This is a genomic window from Variovorax sp. GW821-FHT09D04 (assembly GCF_059416405.1).
Window position 1 is genome coordinate 390,322 of record NZ_JBWKPA010000001.1, and the last position, 19,506, is coordinate 409,827.

Genomic DNA, 19,506 nt, shown 5'->3' on the forward strand with positions numbered 1-19,506 from the left:
GTCACGCACATGGTTACAACCCCGTGCCGCAGACCCGCTCCTCGCAGCGCGCGGCAGCCGGCAGGACATGGCCGGACGGGGCCAGGTTCCCGGTCGATCGAATTGCGTCCGGACCCTCGGCTTGTGCATTGCATCAATTAATTCTTATGGCAAAGGTTCTCATTGCAGGATGGCATGCACATGCTCTTTCAGTTGTGAATCGGCTGCGATGAATTGAGGCGTTGGCGCGCCATTCATGACGAGCGATTTCTTTGCCATCAAGGAATAGGGAATTCCCGCCCCAATTTTCTACGGAATCCCGTAGTTGAAAATCGGAAATAAATCGGGTAATTAAATCGGGCGAAATTTGCAAAGGCTTCGATCGCCTTGCTGTCGAGAGAGGATCGCCTTGTGCGGAGAGGAATACGGCGATGGATATGCCTCGCATATGAGCCGGCGAATGGCTCACTATGAGCGGGTAACAATTAATTTCAAATTGAGGCGAAAAGCAAAGGAAGCCGTTGTTTTTGCGATTTTTTGACGGTATTGGCTCGAAAAGATAGAACGTTAATGGTGGACACATTTGCATATTTGTCGTCACACTTTGAGCCATGCCAAGGTCTCAATCGCCCCAATTCCTTCGCCCACGCGCTCATCGATTTGCGCTGGAAAGCCGGCAGCTATTTGATGGCGCCGCTTTTGTGGAGGCCGCCGCGGCGGCACCGGCGGACGCGCCGCAGGGCCCGCACGGGGATGCGCCGCATGCCGCCGACGCGGCGGCGCCCGTTGCCGTGCCGCACGGGCGCGAAAACACGCCCGAAGCGGACGCGCGATCAGGGCCCGGCCCGGCTCCGGCCTCGTCCAGCGAGGTCTACGTCGTCGACAAGAACGTTGCCAATTGGCAGCAGCTCGCGGCTTCGGTGCCGCAGGGCGCCGGCCTGATCCTGCTGGACACCGGCTCGTCCGGCGTCGAGCAGCTGCGCCAGGCGCTCGAGGGGCGCAGCGGCCTCACGGCGCTGCACATCCTCAGCCACGGCAGTGCGGGCGAGATCACGCTGGGCAACGAAACCCTCGACGTCGCCGGCCTGGCGCGCTCGGCCGGCGCCTGGCAGGCGATCGGCGCGAGCCTGGGCGCGGACGGCGACATCCTGCTCTACGGGTGCGACGTGGGCGCCGACGGGCAACGCTTCGTGCAGGCCCTGGGCCGCGCCACGGGCGCCGATGTGGCGGCGTCGAGCGACGCCACCGGCGCGGCGTCGCGCCAGGGCGACTGGTCGCTTGAAGTCGCGACGGGTCTCATCGAGTCGCGCGCCTTCGCCGCCGCCGACTACGACGGCCTGCTGGCCGCGCCCACCGTGTCGACGACCACGCCGCGCATCACGGTCAGCGAACCCAGCGCGCTCAACGCGCCGGGCGCCGACCGCGCCACGCTCAGCGGCTGGACGCTCACCGACGACGGCGCGGGCAATGTCACGGTCGACGTGACCGTCGAGAACCCCGCGCTGGGCGCGTTGTCCAGCGCCAGCATGAGCGGCGTCACCACCGTGCCCGGCGGCTACCGCTTCGTCGGCAGCGTGGCCGATGCCAACGCCTGGATCAACCAGCTGGTGTTCACCGCCGCCGACACCGAACTGGGCAACGCCACGGCCACCACGCGCATCCTGGTGTCGATCACCGATTCGGAAACGCCGGCGCTCACCGCCAACCGCGCGCTCGACGTGACGATCACGCCGTCGAACGACCCGACCACGGTGGCCGACGCGGCGCAGACGGTCTCCGAGGGCGGCACCACGCTGCTGACCGGCACCACGCTCGACGCCATCGACCCCGAGGTGACGATCGGCTCGCAGAACACCGGCCAGATCGTCTACGGCATCGCGACCAACACCACGCACGGCTACCTCACGCTCAACGGCGAACGCATCGGCGTGGGCTCGGTCTTCACGCAGGCCGACGTGCTCGCGGGCCGCGTCGCCTACGTGCACACGGCCACCGGTGCGGACCAGAACCTGGACGACAGCTTCGTCATCGTGGTCAACGACGGCGCCACGCCGCTGGCCGGCTCCGACCACGCCACCATCACGCTGAACGTCACGCCGCTGAACCAGCCGCCGGTGGTCTCGGGCGGGGGCAGCGTGTTCGAAGGGCAGCCGCCCAACGCCATCGACCCTGGCGGCAACCCGGCCTCGGTCGTGGGCAACTTCATCGTCGCCGATGGCGGTGGCGACGACGCCAGCGGCGACCTCACGGTGCGGCTGACCAGCCTGCCCACCGACGGCACGCTGTACTTCACGGGCACGGTGCTGATCGGCGGCGTGCCCCAGAACGTCACCAACCGCGCCATCACGCAGGCCGACATCGACGCCGGCTTCGTGTTCGGCTACGACGACCGCGGCGGCCTCACCTACGGCAACAACGGCCAGCGCGACAACAACGGCCAGAGCTACCCGTTCACCGACGGTTTCGGCGTCACGGTGAGCGACGCCGGCGGCGGCACGGGCACGCCGTCGTCCACCTCGGGCACCATCGCCATCAACGTGCGCCCGGCCAACGACGACCCGGTGCTCGACCCCGGCAGCACGCTGGAGGCGAGCGTCGATCCGGCGGGCGGCGGCTACACCGTCACGCTCACGCCCGGCATGCTCGGCGCGACCGACGTCGACTCGAGCGACGACAACCTGACCTTCGCCGTCACCTCGATGAACGGCCTGAACCAGGGCTACCTGCTGCTGGACGGAAAGATCCTGCCGCCAGGCGGCACCTTCACCATGGAAGACGTACGCTCGGGCCGCGTGCAGTACGTGCAGACGCAGGGCGCGGCGGCGGGCGACACCGATACCTTCAGCTTCCAGGTGGTCGACAACACGCTCGGGCCGACCTGGGACGCGAACGGCAACACCGTGATCCGCGAAGGCGCCGACCGCAACCCCGACGGCACGCTGAAGACCTACGAGTTCACGATCAACCTCGTCGAGACCCCGGCGGGCAACGGCGATCCGCTGCAGACCATCGACGGCACCGTCACCACCTCGGGCTCCAACCACGCGGGCACCGACCAGAACGGCGCCACGCGCGGCACGCTCAGCGAGGGCGGCTCGGTGGTGCTGGGCGGCACCGGCTCCGACTTCAACACCGTGCCGGGCCTGAGCTACGTGGTCGAAGGCGTGCCGCCGTCGCAGGTGATCTACACCGTCACCGACTACACCGGCACCACGGGGCCCGTGCGCAACGGCGTGCTGCAGCGCTTCGACGGTGCGGCCTGGGTCGACATCGACACCTACGAGACCTTCACGCAGGAAGACCTGAACGCCGGGCGCATCCGCTTCCAGCACGACGGCGACGTGGAAGACTTCGAATCGGCCGTGTCGCTCTCGGTGACGGCCGGCGTCGCCGTCGGCGGCGTGCGCAACGTCTGGAACACCAGCTTCTCGTTCTTCATCACGCCGGTCAACGACGTGCCCGTGGCCACCGGTTCGTCGAACACGGTCATCCGCGAAGGCGAGACCGCCTACCTCACGACCGGGCAGATCCGCGTGGTCGATGCGGACGATGCCGCCAGCGAAGGCTACCTCGAAGGCTCGGCCACGCTGCTGAACGGCGACCCGAACTACGCCTTCAACAACGCCGGCAGCGGGCCGGGCGCGATGCAGTTCGAGTTCGACAGCCTGCCCACGGGCGGCCAGCTGGAGTACTGGAACGGCGCCGCCTGGGTGGCCGTGGGGCAGCGCATCGACGCGTCGCTCATCACCGGCAGCGCCGGCACCACGGGCCTGCGCTTCGTGAGCGACGGTTCCGAGGTGCGCACCACCCAGTTCAACGTGCACGCCGTGGACCGCTGGGGCGCCGCGTCGAATCCCGTCACCGTCGGCATCCAGATCACCAACGTCAACGACGCACCGGTGATCGCGCCCGACCCGACGCAGCCCGACCCGCCCGGCACCGCCAACCAGCCGCTGACCGTGGCCGAGGGCGGGCGCGGCCAGATCACGCCGGGCATGCTCCGGGCCTTCGACCCCGACAGCACGCTCACGCAGCTGCAGTACACGATCACCTCCGTCACCACGCACGGGCGCATCATGTACTCGACCGACGGCGTCAACTTCGTGGCGCTGGGCGTGGGCTCCTCGTTCACGCAGGCCGACGTGAACGCCGGGCGCATCTACTACTTCAATTCGGGCGACGAATCCGACGGCCACACCGAAGCCAACGGCGATCCGCCGAGCGACCGCTTCACCTTCACGCTGAGCGACGGCGACAAGGAACAGGCCGGCGGCCAGTTCTGGATCTACGTCACGCCGCTGAACGACGCACCCACGGTGACGGCGCCGGCCGGGCCCATCGACATCGACAGCAGCAACCCGGCGCACAACCCCGTGCCCGGCTTCAATGTGGGCGACACCGACCTGGACGCGGTGATCCAGGGCGAGACCGACTTCGTCCAGGTGACGGTGCGGCTGCTGGACGCCAACGGCAACCCGTTGAATGCCGCGGCCTACACGGGCGCCACCATCGGCTCGACCTCGATGGGCGGCGTGACCGTCGACGCCGACAAGAACGGCAGCGGCGACTTCCTCACGCTGCGCGGCACGCGCGCGCAGGTGAACGCCGCGCTGGCGGGCCTCACGCTCACCTTCGACACCGACCGCGACCAGGCCTACCGGCTGCAGGTGATCGTGGACGACCGCCTGCGCGACACCGCCACCGGCGTGCTGCAGCCCGGCGCCAACGGCGGCCCGCAGAACGAGCCGAGCGTGCCGGGCGGGCCGAACATCGCGATCCCGGCCACCGAGTACGACTGGTACGCTGACACGGTGCCCACCACCGGCGACATCACGGGCAACATCGCGGCGGCCTCGGTGCTGGTGCGCGCGTCGAGCGAGAACGACCCGGGCGTGCTGGTCGTGCCGCCCGTGCACACCGTCTATGAAGACCAGCCGACCTACATCGGCACTGGCTTCGTGGTGTCCGACCCCGAGTCGGCCGCCTTCGGCACGCCCATCACGCTGCGGCTGACCGTGCCCAACGGCACGCTGGGCATCGGCGGCACCGGGGGGCAGACGAGTTTCACGCTACCCAGCGGGCGCGTCGTGACCATCGCCGGCGACAACACCGGCGCGCTCACGCTCACCGGGCGCGCCAGCGACATCCAGGAGCTGATCACCAGCGGCGCCGTCACGGGCCTGACCTACCGCAGCGCGACCCACGTCAACCACGACCTCAACGGCGCCGACGCTGGCGACGTGACACTCACCGTCTCCTTCGACGACACCGGCTCGCAGATCGGCGGCGACACCGGTGGGGGCAGCGTGTCGAACAACCCGCCCGACATGACGATGGCGCTGACCATCGTGGCGGTCAACGACGCGCCGACGGCCGGGCTCACACCGGGCACCAACCCGAACACGCCGCTGTACCTGACGGGCGGCAGCACGCCGTCGGCCGTGCCGGGCTTCGTCGTGCGCGACCTGGACATCGACGGCGACGGCGGCGGCATCGCGCCCGGCGAAGCCGATTTCCTGCAGGTCACCGTGCGCATCACCAGCGGCACGGGCGTGCCGCTGGGCGCGGCGCAGTACACGGACGGCGGCAGCGACGCCATCACCATCACCTCGGGCAATGCAGCCGGCTCGGGCGTGACCATCGACAGCACCTACGACGGCACCGGCAGCGCGCTCGTCATCCGCGGCACGCGCGCGCAGGTGCAGGCCTACCTCGATGGCCTGCAGGTGGCGCTGGGCGGCAGCCTGGCCAACACCGACCAGACCTACCGCGTGCAGGTCATCGTGGACGACCGCCTGCGCGAGAACAGCAGCGGCGCGCTGGCGGGCGGCGCCAACGGCGGCGAGAACAACAACGCGAACGGCGGCACCGTGGCGGTGCCCACCACCAACGTCAACCCCTACGCGCTGATCCCCGCGGGGCTGACGGCCAACGTGGCCTCGGCCTACCGCACGCTGTTCCCGTCGTCGATCAACGACCCGGCCCACATCGCGGCCGGCAACCCGACGGTGGACGAGGGCAACGGCAGCGTCACGCTGACCGGCCTCACGGTCACCGACCAGGACGCGGCCGCCACCGACGTGCTGACGGCCACGGTGTCGGTGCCCCCGGGCTTCGTCATCAACGGCGTGGGCGGCAGCGGCGGCTCGGTCGGCCCGTTGGGCGGCGGCAGCATCACCATCACCGGCACGCTGGCGCAGATCAACAGCCGCATCAACGCCATCTCGATCGCGCTGCCCGACGCCCCCGGCGCCGCGCTGCCGGCCGACTGGAACGGCGCCTTCACCGTGACCGTGGTGGTCAACGACGAGGGCCACACCGGCGGGCGTCCGGGCGTCCTGGCGCCCGGCGACAACAGCACGACCGGCACCTTCGCCTACGCGGACGGGGTCGGCAACCGCTTGGTCACCACGCGCACCTTCGTCTTCACGGTGGCGCCGGTCAACGACGCGCCGGTGGTGGTGGGCGGCACCACCCAGACGCTGCCGAACGTCACCGAAGACGTGGGCAACAACGCGGCCGGCACCCCCGTGGGCACCCTGTTCGGCTCGCACTTCGACGACGGAGCCGACCTGATCGACAACAGCGGCAACGGTGGCACCGGCGGCAGTTCGTCCGACACCTTCTTCGGCGTCGCGATCACGGGCCACGTTCCGGACCCCGCGCAGGGGGCTTGGCAGTACTCGCTGGACAACGGCGCCACCTGGCTTCCCGTCGGCGCACGCACCGACGGCACCGCCCTCGTGCTGGCCGCCGACGCGCAGCTGCGCTTCGTGCCGGCGGCCAACTTCCACGGCACGCCCACGACGCTGACCGTGCGGCTGGTCGAGACCGACACCAACAATGACAGCGCCACCGCCGACCCCACCTCGGGCAGCCAGGTCGACGTGTCCGGTGCCCGCAACGGCGGCACCACCGTCTACAGCGCCGGCACCATCGTGCTCAGCACCACGGTGATCAACGTGAACGACCGGCCGACGGCGACCGATGCGACCGTGCCCGCCGGCGTCGAGGACGTGACGGGTGCCGGCGTGCGCGTCGACACGCTGCTGGGCGGCGGCTACGGCGACGCGACCGACAACCAGACGTCCATCAGCGGCGGCGGCGATGCATCGACCTCGTTCGGCGGCATCGCCATCGTGGGCAACAACGCCAATGCCGCGCAGGGCGTGTGGGAGTACAGCCTGAACGGCACCGACTGGCTCGCCGTGCCGACGGGTGCCTCCGACACCAGCGCCTTGCTGCTGCCCACCAGCGCGCAGCTGCGCTTCGTGCCGGCGGCCGACTTCAACGGCACGCCCGGCGGGCTGGTCGTGCGCGTGTCCGATGCGCCGGTGGCGGCGGGCAGCGGCGACATCAGCGCCACCGTCAACGACGCCACCAGCCAGTGGTCGGTGCTGCGCAACGTGTCGACCACCATTGCGCCGCGCAACGACGCGCCGGTGATCGGCGGCACCACCGGCGCGACCGCGGTGGAGAACAACCAGACCGGCACCGGCGTCAGCATTCCGCCCGTGGCGCTGGTCAGCGGCGGCACGGTCGGCGACCTCGACCTGGCGACCACGCCCGGCCTGGCCGCCGGCGTGTTCGGCGCGGGCTCGCTCACCGTGAGCCTGGACGGCTACCAGCCGGGCGACCAGCTGTTCGTCAACGGCGCGCTGCCCCCGGGCGTCAGCGTCTCGGGCGGCAACGGCGCGCCGCTGGTGGTGCAGTTCGACGCCGACACCACCGTGGCCGAGGTGCGGGCGGTGCTCGACCAGCTGTCCTACCGCAGCAGCAGCGACAACCCGACGGCGTTCGGCACCGACAACGAGCGCGTCTACACCATCGTGCTCAACGACGGCAACAACGTGCAGCCCGGCGGCAACGCGGGCGGCCCGCAGCCGCTGAACAGCAACGTGCTCACCGGCACGCTCACGATCACGGCCGTGAACGACCCGCCGACCGCGGTCGACGACACGCACAGCATCGACGAAGACACGCCCTCGGTGGGCAGCAACGTCATCAGCGGCCGCATTCCCGGCGAGGCCGACCACGACCCCGACAGCACCACGCTCACGGTCACCGGCATCCGCACCGGCCCCGAGGCCGGCGCCGGCACGGCCGGCACGCTGGGCAGCCCGCTGACCGGCACCCACGGCAGCATCGTGCTGAACGCCGACGGCAGCTACACCTACACGCTGGACAACAGCGACCCGCGCGTGCAGGCGCTGATCGCCGGCGAGACGCTCACCGACCTGTTCACCTACGCCATCTCCGACGGCGCGGGCGGCACCGACATCGCGCAGATCACCATCACGATCCGCGGCGCCAGCAACGACGTGCCGGGCATCACGGTGACCGACGCCAACGGCAACGCGACCGGCCAGGTGACGGTGCACGAGTCAGGCCTGACGAGCGTCGGCGACACCAGCGAGACGGCGGGCGCGGGCTTCAACATCACGGCGGCCGACGGCGTGGCGAGCCTCAACGTGGGCGGCACGGTGGTGACGCTGGCGCAGCTGCAGGCCCTCACGCCGGGCGCACCGATCACGATCAACACGCCCGACGGCCAGATCCGCCTCACGGGCTTCAGCGGCACCACGCTGGCCAACGGCGTCGTGATCGGCGGCACGGTCAGCTACACCTACACGCTGACCTCGGCGCAGAACCACAGCGCGGGCGAAGTGACCGAGGCGGTGGCGCTGAGCGTGACCGACCGCGACGGCGACGTGGCCAGCGGCACGCTCACGGTGCTGATCGTGAACGACGTGCCCACCGCGAACCCCGACACGAACAGCGTCACGGAAGACACCGCGCCGAACCCCGTGAGCGGCAACGTGAAGACCAACGACCGCGAGGGCGCGGACACGGCCGTGCCGGTGACGGGCGTGAGCTTCGGCGGCGCGGCCGGCACGGTCGGCAGCGCGCTGGACACGGAATACGGTGCCATCGTGCTGAACGCCGACGGCAGCTACAGCTACACGCTGGACAACACCGACCCGCGCGTCAACGCGCTGAAGGACGGCGAGACGCTCACGGACACGGTGAGCTACACCCTCACCGACGCGGACGGCGACACCTCGACCACCACGCTGACGATCACCATCCACGGCCACTCCGACGCCAGCCCCGAGATCGTGCCCGTGGACGGCAACGGCGCGGCCACGGGCCAGACCGAGGTTTACGAGCGCGGCCTGGTCGACGGCCCGGGCGGTCCCGATGCGCGCGAGAACGGCAGCGGCGTCGTCACGGTGTCGGCGGCCGACGGTCTGCGGACCGTCACCGTGGGCGGGCGCACGCTGACGCTGGCCGAGCTGGCCAACCTGGGCACCACGCCGGTCGTCATCACGACGCCGCTGGGCACGCTCACGCTGACGGGCTTCACGGCCACCGCCTCGGTAGGCGGCGTGCCCACGGCGGGCAACCTGGCCTACACCTACACGCTGCGCGCGCAGGTGCCGCAGCCGGGCGCGACCGAGAGCACGGAAGCCATCGCCCTGCAAGTGACCGACGCCGGCGGCGCCACGGCCACGGGCACGCTCACCGTGCGCATCGTGGACGACGTGCCGCAGGCCACCGACGACGCGGCCGCCATCACCGAGGACGCCGCACCGAACACGGTGTCGGGCAACGTGGCGACCAACGACACCATCGGCGCGGACGACCGCAACGTCGCGCCGGTGACGGGCGTGAGCTTCGGCGGCGCGGCCGGCACGGTGGGCGCGTCGATCACCACGACCTACGGTTCCATCGTGCTGAACGCCGACGGCAGCTACACCTACACGCTGAACAACGCCGACGCGCGCGTGCAGGCGCTGTCGGTGGGCGAGACGCTGACCGAGCAGGTGCGCTACACGATCACCGATGCCGACGGCGACACCAGCACCGCCACGCTCACGATCACCATCCGCGGCGCCAACGACCTCCCGGGCATCGCCGTCACCGACGCCAACGGCGCGGCGACCGGGCAGGTCACGGTGTTCGAGTCGGGCCTGGTGAGCATCACCGACACCGGCGAGCGCGCCGCCAGCAGCTTCAACATCACGGCGGCGGACGGCGTGGCCAGCATCAACGTCGGCGGCACGGTGGTGACGCTGGCGCAATTGCAGGCGCTCACGCCGGGCGCGCCGATCACGATCACCACGCCCGACGGCCAGATCCAGCTGACGGGCTTCAGCGGCACCACGCTGCCCAACGGCATCGTGACCGGCGGCGCGGTCAGCTACACCTACGTGCTGGGCGCGCCGCAGAGCCACCGCTCCGGCGGCGTGTTGACCGAAGTGACCGAGCAGATCGCGCTGTCGGTGACCGACCGCGACGGGGACGTGGCCAACGGCACGCTCACCGTGCTCATCGTGAACGACACGCCGCAGGCCACCGACGACACGGCCGCCATCACCGAGGATGCGGTGCCCGACACGGTGAGCGGCAACGTGAAGGCCAACGACCGCGACGGTGCGGACAACGGCAACGGCGTGCCGGTGACGGGCGTGAGCTTCGGCGGCGCGGCCGGCACGGTGGGCGTGTCGCTCACGACCACGTATGGCGCCATCGTGCTGAACGCCGACGGCAGCTACACCTACACGCTGGACAACGACAACGCCGCCGTCAATGCGCTCAAGACCAACGAGCAGCTGACGGAGACGGTGCGCTACACGATCACCGATGCCGACGGCGATACCAGCACCGCCACGCTGACGATCACCATCCATGGCCGCCTGGACGGCGACCCGGCCATCGGCGCGGTGGACGGCAACGGCGCGGCCACGGGGCAGACCGAGGTGCACGAGCGCGGGCTGGTCGACGGCCCGGCCGGCCCCGACACCCGCGAGCACACCACCGGCACGATCGTGGTCTCGGCGAGCGACGGCATGCGCAGCGTCACCGTGGGCGGGCGCACGCTGACGCTGGCCGAGCTGGCGAACCTGGGCACGACGCCGGTCACCATCGACACGCCGCGCGGCACGCTGGTGCTCACCGGCTTCACGCCCACCAGTTCGGTGGGCGGCGTGCCGACGACGGGCGAACTGGCCTACACCTACACGCTGGACGGGCAGGTGGCGCAGCCGAACGCGACCGAGAGCACGGAAGACATCGCGCTGGTGGTGACCGACGCCGGCGGCGACACGGCCACGGGCACACTCACCGTGCGCATCGTGGACGACGTGCCCGAGGCCGTGAACGACACCCATGCCATCACCGAGGACGGCGTGCCGAACACGGTGGGCGGCGACGTGAAGGCGAACGACACCCTCGGCGCCGACGACGCCAACGGCGTGCCGGTGACGGGCGTGAGCTTCGGCGGCGTGGCCGGCACGGTGGGCGTGCCGATCACCACCACCTACGGCCGCATCGTGCTGAACGCCGACGGCAGCTACACCTACACGCTGAACAACGCCGACCCGCGCGTGCAGGCGCTGGTCGTGGGCGACACGCTGACCGAGGTGGTGAGCTACACGCTCACCGACAACGACGGCGACACCAGCACCGCCACGCTGACCCTCACCATCCACGGCGCCAACGACGGCGTGACACTGGTGATCGGCGACAACAACGGCCCCGACACGGCCGGGCAGGCCACCGTGTACGAGCGCGGCCTGGTCGAGCCGGGGGACGCGAGCGAGACGGTCTCGGGCAGCTTCTTCGTCACCGCGCCCGACGGCCTGGGCAGCATCGCGGTGCACGGCACCACGCTCACGCCGGCGCAGCTGGCCGCGCTCGGCACGAGCCCGGTCACCATCGCCACCGACCGCGGGCGCATCACGCTCACCGGCTTCGATGCGGCCACGGGCACCGTGCGCTACACCTACGTGCTGGGCGCCGCGCAGAGCCACGCGGGCGGGCAGGTCACCGACGACATTGCGCTGCAGGTGACCGACCGCGACGGCGACACCACGCAGGGCACGCTGCGCGTGCTGGTGATCGACGACGTGCCCACGGCACGCAACGACGTCACCTCGATCGGCACCACGCGCCCCGGCGCCACGGCCACCGGCAACGTGTTCGGCGGCAGCGGCATGGGCGCGAACGACGTGGCCGACCGCCTGGGCGCGGACGGCACGCCGACGCCGGTCACGGGCGTCTCGTTCGAGGGCGTGGCCGGCACCATCGGCGGCTCGACGGCAGGGCGCTACGGCAACCTGCGCCTGAACGCCGACGGCAGCTACAGCTACTCGGTGAACGCCAGCAATGTGCGCGTGGCCTCGCTGGGCGACGGCCAGACGCTGACCGAGGTGTTCGACTACGTCATCACCGACGCCGACGGCAGCACCAGCACGGCGAAGCTGGTCGTCACGATCAATGGCACTTCGCAGCACCGGCCGCTCACGGGCGACCAGGTGTTCCCGGCGGACTTCGGCGACACCAGCCGCCGCATCGACCAGTCGATGACGCCGGCGCTGTTCGTGCAGATCGCGGTGCAGGAATCGCAGCGCCTGAGCCAGATGCTGTCGGGCGCGATCGCCGCGCGCGCGCTGGGCGGCGACCGCCTCTTCGGCGAGGACCGTCCCACCGACCTGTGGGGCGAGCCGCAAGGCGTGGACTACGCCGAGCACGTGAGCCGCGACGGCGTGGCCTTCTCGCTGCGCATGGTGCGCGACGTGGAGCAGACGCTCGCGCTGCGCGGTGTCACGGCCGGCAAGCTGGCGGACGGCGCGAGCCCGCTGTTCGGCGACTTCGACGGCTTCTCGGCGCCGCAACAGCCGCCGCCCCCCGAAGTGCCCGAAGCACCCGCGCGCGAGGGCGGGCGCATCGTGGTGCCGCGCGCCGATGCGGCGCCGGCGGCCGGTGCCACTGCGCCTGTGGCCACCGACACGGCGCGCTCGTTCTCCAGCCGCGTGGCCGCGGCCGCCGCGGAGCGCGACGCGGTGCGCGAGCTGCTGCGGCATCCGCAGCGCGCCACGCCCACCGTGCGCGTGCCCACGAGTTGATCGACGCCAAAGAAACGCCTGCCGGAGCCATCGAACCATGTCCTATCCATCGAGCACCATGACCGACATTCACAAGCAACCCGCGTCGACCCTCCGTTTCCCCCTGTCGTGGACCGCCGCCGCGGCTGCGCTGATGCTGGCCGGCTGCAGCATGACGCCGGTGCAGCTCACGCGCGACGAGATCGTGGTGCGCGTGCGCCACGACCAGAAGCAGCTGTACAAGGACCAGGCCGCGGTCGCCACGCCGATGACCTATTCGGAGGTGCTGGCGCGTGCGCTCAAGTACAACGCCGACTACCGCCTGAAGCTCATGGAGTCGGCCCTGGCGCGCGGCCTGCTCGACGTGTCGGCCGCCGACATGCTGCCCAAGCTGGTGGCGGACGCGGGCTACAACGACCGCAGCAACGATTCGGGCGGCACCAGCATCGGCATCGAGGACCGCGTGGTGAGCCTGCGGCCCTCGACCTCGGAGCAGCGCTCGCACTACTACGGCCGCGCCACGCTGTCGTGGAACGCGCTCGACTTCGGCATCAGCTACTTCCGCGCCAAGCAGGCGGCCGACGAAGTCAACATCGCCGAGGAGCGCCGCCGCAAGATCCTGCAGAACATCGCGCAGGACGTGCGCAGCGCCTACTGGCGCGCCATCGGTGCGCAGCAGCTCATCGGCGATGCCGACCGGCTGGCCGTGCGCATCGAAGACGCCCTGAAGAAGTCGCGCGAGGCCGAGCGCGCCGGCGTGCTGCCGCCCGCGCAGGGCCTGGCCTACCAGCGCGCGCTGCTCGATGCGATGTCGCTGGTCAACGCCAAGCGCCAGGAAATGCAGTTCGCCAAGCGCGAGCTGGCCGCGCTCATGAGCCTGCCGCCGGGCGTCGACTTCACGCTGGTCGAAGGGCCGCAGGACGGGCGCGCGCCGGTCACGCTGGACATCGACAAGCTCGAGGTCGCCGCGCTGGAAAACCGCGCCGAGCTGCGCGAGGAAGACTACAAGGCGCGCATCGGCATCGCCGAGACCAAGAAGCAGATCGCCTCGCTGTTCCCCAGCCTGAACCTGTACGCCGGGGCGCGCTACGACTCCAACTCCTTCCTCTACAACAGCAACTGGAGCGACGCGGGCGTGAGCCTGTCGATGGACCTGTTCCGGCTGGCGGCCATCCCGGCCATCAACCGCACCAACGACGCGCGCAAGAAGACCGACGAGGCCCGCCGCCTGGCGCTGACCATGGCGGTGGTCACGCAGGTGCGCGTGTCGGCCGAGCGCTACAAGCTGGCGGTGGTCGACCAGGAGCTGGCGGCCGAATCCAGCCGCGTCGACCAGCGCATGGCCAGCGTGGCGCGCGCCGGTGCCAGCAACCAGCTCGAGAGCGAGCTCGAGGCGCTGCGCGTCGATGCGCGCGCGCTGGTGTCGCGCTTCCAGCTGGCCACGGCCTATGCGGCCACGCAGACCTCGTACGGCCGGGTGCTCAACTCGGTCGGCATCGACCTGATGCCGGCCACCGTGGCCAGCACCGACATCAAGACCGTCGCCAGGGCCATCGAGCAGAGCATGGCCGAAGGCGAGAAGGCGGTGTTCCTCGAGGCGGCGCTGATCCCGGTGCGCAACCGACCGGTGAGCGTGCGCGTGCGCGACCTGCCGTCGGGCGTGAGCGAAGCGGCGGTGCGCAGCGCGGTCGAGCGCATCGTCACGCGCAACGAGCTGGTGTCCTCGGGGTCGGCCGATGCCCTCGTGCTCACGCTGGCCTTCCAGCGCAACGTGCCGCAGCAGCGCGGCACCACGCGCGCCCAGTGGCGGCTCACGCTGGCCGAGCCGGGCGGGCGCGAGCTGCTGTCGCAGAACTACGCGAGCTACGTGCCGGCCGTGACCACGGAGAGTGCCGTGAGCGCCTTCGCCGAGGCGGCGACGCTGTCGGTGATCACGGACGTGCGGCGCCTCGCGCGCACGGGCGCCACGGTGACGCAGAAGTGAAAGCGAGCCTGCCCTTGAAACCGTCGTCCTTCTCCGTGCTTCGCATCGGCGTGCTCCTGGCCTGCGCCCTGGGCGGCGCCCTGCAGGCCGGCGCCCAGCCGGCCCCCGCGCCGCGCAGCGCCCCGGCGGGCGCGCCGGGCAACCTGGCGCCCGTGCGTTTTCTCGTGGTGGCCGCGCAGGAAAGCGTGCTCTCGGCCTCGGCACCGGGCCGCTTCGCGAAGGTGCCGGTGAGCCTGGGCGACACGGTGCGCGCGGGCCAGGTGCTGGCCGCCTACGAATGCGACGAGATCCAGGCGCGCCGCGCCGCCGCGCGGGCCGAGCACGAGGCCGCCAAGGTGCAGTACGTGGGCAAGCTGAAGCTGCAGGGCCTGCAGTCGGCGGCCGAGATCGAGGTCGAGCTGGCGGCAGCCAACGTGAACAAGGCGCAGAGCCAGGTCCGCATCTTCGATGCCCAGATCGCGCAGTGCAATTTCGTGGCGCCGTTCGCCGGCAAGGTGGCGCGCGTGCACGTGAAGGTGGGGCAGGGCGTGAACCCCGGCGCGCCGGTGGTCGAGCTGGTGGGCAACGGCCCGCTGAAGGCGCGCATGAACGTGCCCTCGCAATGGCTCGCGTGGCTGAAGACCGGCCAGCGCCTGGACGCCACGGTCGACGAGACCGGCGCCGCCGTGGTGCTGAAGGTCACGCGCGTGTCGGGCCGCGTGGACGCGGTGAGCCAGACCATCGAGATCGAGGCCGAACTCGCGGGCGACGCGGCCGGCCAGGTGCTGCCGGGCATGAGCGGGCAGGTGCGCGCGCCGGTCGGCAGGGGATGAGCGCCGCGCGCGGCAAGGGCGGAGCGTCGTGACCGATCTCGCGTTCCATGCGCTGGCTGCGAAGGTGCGCGCGGCGCAGCGTCCGGCCGACCTGGCCTTCCTGATCTGCAACGAGACCCACGCGATCGCGCCGTACCGGCAGGCCGCGCTGGTCGGCTTCTTCGGTGCGCGCCGCACGCGGCTGGTGGCGCATTCGGGGCTGGCCGATGTCGAGTCCGACTCGCCCTATGCGCTGTGGCTGGCCTCGGTGGCCGATCACCTGAGGGCGCGGCTGGACGAGCTGCCGGCCGCCGCGCGCGTGCTGGCGCTGTCGCCCGGGATGCTGCCGCCGGCGCTCGCCGCCTCGTGGGCCGACTGGCTGCCCGACCAGGTGTGGGTGCTGCCCATGGCCGACCCCGACGGCCGCGCGCGCGCCGCGCTGTTCCTGGCGCGCGAGGCGCCGTGGCCCACCGAGTTCGACGCCAAGGCGCCCGAGTTTTTGCTGCTCCAGGCCGCCGCGATGTACGGCCATGCGTGGTGGGCGCTGACCGGGCGCCGCCGCTCCATCGGAACGCTGCTGCACGACGCGTGGGCGCGCAAGCCGCTGCGCTGGGCGCTGGCGCTGCTGCCGCTCGCGCTGCTGGTGCCGGTGCGCGAGTACGCGTTGCTGCAGGCCGAGGTGATCTCCACGCGCAGCCAGGTGATCGCCTCGCCGCGCGACGGCGTGATCCGCCGCATGACCGTGCCGCCCAACACGCCGGTGGTGGCCGACCAGACCATCGCCGAGCTCGACGACACCACGCTGGACAACCGGCTGGCCGTGGCGCGCGCGGCGCTGTCGACCGCGCGGCTGGAGTTGCACCAGGCCTCGCAGCGCGCCATCGAGTCGCAGTCGGCCAAGGCCGAGCTGAGCCTGGCCGAAGGCAAGCTGCGCGAACGCGAGGTGGAGGTGGGTGCGCTGCAGCGCGAAGTGGCGCAGCTGCAGATCAAGGCGCCGGCCGCGGGCGTGTTCGTGTACTCCGACCCCGACGACTGGGCCGGCCGCCCGGTGCAGACCGGCGAGCGTGTCGGTCTGCTGGCCGACCCGGCCGTGCTCGGCGTGCAGGCCTGGGCGCCGGTGAGCGAGGCGGTCAACCTGGCGCCGGGCGCGCCCATGACCCTGTTCCTGCGCGTGGCGCCGCTGGACCCGGTGTCGGCCCGGCTCGACCACGCCGGCTACCAGGCGGTCGAGGCGCCCAACGGCGTGGCGAGCTACCAGCTGCGCGGCCACCTGAGCGAGCCCTCGGGCGTGGCGCGCATCGGCCTGCGCGGTACGGCGCGCGTGTCGGGCGAGTGGACCGTGCTCGGCTACCTGCTGCTGCGCCGGCCGTTCGCGGCGGCGCGGGAGTGGTGCGGGTGCTGAGCGGCACGGCGCCCGCAGGCCGCGGCGCTCCTGCGGGTGCTGCAGCGCCGCCGCCCTGGCCGGCGCTGCGCGAGGAACTGCAGATCCATCCGGCCGGCGCCAACGGCGACGGCTCGCCGGCCTGGCACGTGTGCGACCCGGTGCGCAACCTGTTCTTTCGCATCGGCTGGCTGGAGTTCGAGATCCTGCAGCGCTGGCCGATGGCCGATGCCGCGCGCATCGCGCAGGCGATCGAACGCGACACCCCGCTGGCACCGGACGCCGACGACGTGGCGCGCTTCCAGGGCTTTCTCGAACAGCACCAGCTGCTGCGCACCGTGCGCCGCAAGCCGCCGATGCCGGCGTGGCGCTGGCTGCTCAACAACTACCTGTTCGTGCGCATTCCGCTGGTGCGGCCGGCGCGCCTGCTCGAGAAGATGCTGCCCTGGGTCGAGTGGCTCTACAGCCGCTGGTTCGTGGCGCTCAGCGCGCTCGCCGCCGGCGTCGGCATGCTGCTGGCCGCGCGGCAGTGGGACACGGTGGCGGCCCAGCTGCGCGGCGCCATCAGCTGGGAGGGCGTGCTGGGCTTTGCGGGCGCGCTCGTGGTGTCGAAGCTGCTGCACGAGATGGGGCACGCGCTCATGTCCACGCGCCACGGCGTGCGCGTGGGGCACATGGGCGTCGCGTTGCTGGTGATGTGGCCGATGGCCTACACCGACACCGGCGAAAGCTGGAAGCTGGCGCGCTCGCGGCACCGCCTGGCGATTGCGTCGGCCGGCATCTGCGCCGAGCTGGTGCTGGCCGCGTGGTCGACGTTGTTGTGGGCCTTCATGCCCGACGGCGACCTGCGCAACGCGCTGTTCTTTCTGGCGACCACGGCCTGGGTGCTGACGCTCGCGGTGAACGCCAGCCCCTTCATGCGCTTCGACGGCTACTACATGCTGACCGACGCGCTCGATTTTCCGGGCCTGCACGAGCGCGCGGGACAGCAGGCCAAGCGCGCGCTGCGGCGCTGGCTGCTGGGCTTCGACGATCCGTCGCCCGAGATGCTGACGCCGGGCTTTCGCCGCTTTCTCATCGCCTTCGCTTTCGCCACCTGGGTCTACCGGCTGGTGCTGTTCATCGGCATCGCGGTGGTGGTCTATCACGCGTTCTTCAAGGCGCTGGGTGTGTTCCTTTTCATCGTCGAGATGGGCGTGTTCGTGGTGCGGCCGGTGATGGCCGAGCTGCGCGTGTGGCACGCGCGGCGCGGCGAGATCAAGCCGCGGCGGCGCGTCGTGGCCGTGCTGCTGCTCGCGCTCATCGCGGTCGTGCTGCTGGTGCCGTGGCACGGCGGCATCTCGGCGCCGGGCGTGATCCGGGCCGGCGTCGAACAGCCTGTGTTCTCGCCTTACGCGGCGCGGCTGGCGGCGATGGAAGCCAGCGACGGCGCGGCCGTGGCGGCGGGGCAGTCGCTGGTCACGCTCGAAGCGCCCGGCCAGACCGAGGAGCGCGAGAAGGCGCGCGTGATGTCCAGCGCCTACGCGCGCGCGGCGCGCGGCGCCATGGGCCTGGAGGAGCGACCGGCGGCGCAGCAGGTGCTGGCCGAGCAGCAGGCCAGCCGCTGGGACACCGAACGCCGCGCGCGCGACGCCGAGCTGCTGCGCCTGCGGCTGGTGGCGGCGCACGGGGGCACGCTGCGCGACGTCGATCCGCTGCTGCAGTCCGGCACGTGGGTGGCGCCGTCGCAACTGATGGCGATGGTGGTCGACGGGCGGCGCTGGCGCGTGGAAGCGCTGGTGCCCGAGCACGACCGCCAGCGCCTGGCGGCCGGCAGCCGCGCGGTGATCCTCGTCAAGGGCCGCACGCGCAAGCTCGAAGGGCAGGTGCGTGCCATCGACAACAGCCCGGTGCGCCGGCTGCCGCACCTGCTGCTGGCGCAGGACCACGGCGGCCCGATCGCGCTCAACCCGACCGCGCAGAAGAAAGACCTGCGCCCGGCCGAAGCCTGGTTTCGTGTGACGGTGGAGGGCGAAGACGACGCGCCGGTCGACGGGGTGCGCGAGGTGCGCGCGCATTTCGAAGGCACCCGCGAGAGCCTGGCCCGCCGCTGGGTCCATGCGGCGACCGCGGTGCTGATCGAGCAGTCGGGGTTCTGAACAAGCGCGCCCGCTTGCGCCGGCCGGCCACGGGCCGGCAGGCGATGCCCGCGGTCTGCCTTACAGCCGGGTGTGCTCGGAGCGCGGCAGGCGGTCCTGGTCGGAACGCAGGACCGCCAGCATGCTCATGAGCGTCACGCCCGCGGCAAGACCGACCAGGAAAGCAAGCACAACGAGGGAGGGGTCGGTTGTCATGCGGTTCTAACGCCGACCCATCCCGCAAGGTTTACGAGTGTTTACACTTATTTGTCATGTCTGCAGGTCCGGGGTAAACAGGCGTCCGCAAAAGGGTCCCTGTGCTTCGGCACCCACCTGCCACACGGCGTGGCTATAGTCGTTCGAC

At 71.2% G+C, this 19,506-nt stretch carries 7 protein-coding genes; 5 read left to right on the forward strand and 2 right to left on the reverse strand.

All coding sequences use genetic code 11. The features are described from left to right. Positions 1-133: 133 nt before the first annotated feature. Positions 134-592, reverse strand: coding sequence for a hypothetical protein (locus tag AC07O4_RS01860; protein WP_495303593.1), 459 nt, complete (start codon positions 590-592; stop codon positions 134-136). An 88-nt stretch (positions 593-680) separates the two neighbouring features. Here AC07O4_RS01860 and AC07O4_RS01865 point away from each other — a divergent pair, with 88 nt between their 5' ends. The 5 genes from AC07O4_RS01865 to AC07O4_RS01885 are packed head-to-tail and all read left to right on the forward strand — an operon-like array spanning position 681 to position 19,163. Continuing rightward, positions 681-12,890 (forward strand): cadherin-like domain-containing protein, encoded by a 12,210-nt coding sequence (locus tag AC07O4_RS01865; RefSeq protein ID WP_495303594.1) that lies wholly within the window; start codon positions 681-683, stop codon positions 12,888-12,890. Positions 12,891-12,927: 37 nt separating this feature from the next. Continuing rightward, entirely contained in the window at positions 12,928-14,853 is a 1,926-nt protein-coding gene (locus AC07O4_RS01870; RefSeq protein WP_495303595.1) for a TolC family protein, read from the forward strand. 14 nt (positions 14,854-14,867) lie between these two features. Continuing rightward, positions 14,868-15,665, forward strand: coding sequence for an efflux RND transporter periplasmic adaptor subunit (locus tag AC07O4_RS01875; protein WP_159276240.1), 798 nt, complete (start codon positions 14,868-14,870; stop codon positions 15,663-15,665). Positions 15,666-15,693: 28 nt separating this feature from the next. Beyond that, positions 15,694-17,046, forward strand: coding sequence for an efflux RND transporter periplasmic adaptor subunit (locus AC07O4_RS01880; RefSeq protein WP_495303596.1), 1,353 nt, complete (start codon positions 15,694-15,696; stop codon positions 17,044-17,046). Next, positions 17,040-19,163 (forward strand): site-2 protease family protein, encoded by a 2,124-nt coding sequence (locus AC07O4_RS01885; protein ID WP_495303597.1) that lies wholly within the window; start codon positions 17,040-17,042, stop codon positions 19,161-19,163. Before AC07O4_RS01880 ends, AC07O4_RS01885 begins: the two co-directional genes overlap by 7 nt. A 60-nt stretch (positions 19,164-19,223) precedes the next feature. On the opposite strand, the gene AC07O4_RS01890 is transcribed toward AC07O4_RS01885, so the two are convergent. Next, positions 19,224-19,358: a hypothetical protein gene (locus AC07O4_RS01890; RefSeq protein WP_260684871.1), complete on the reverse strand. Its 135-nt coding sequence runs from the start codon at positions 19,356-19,358 to the stop codon at positions 19,224-19,226. Between the last annotated feature and the right edge of the window lie 148 nt (positions 19,359-19,506).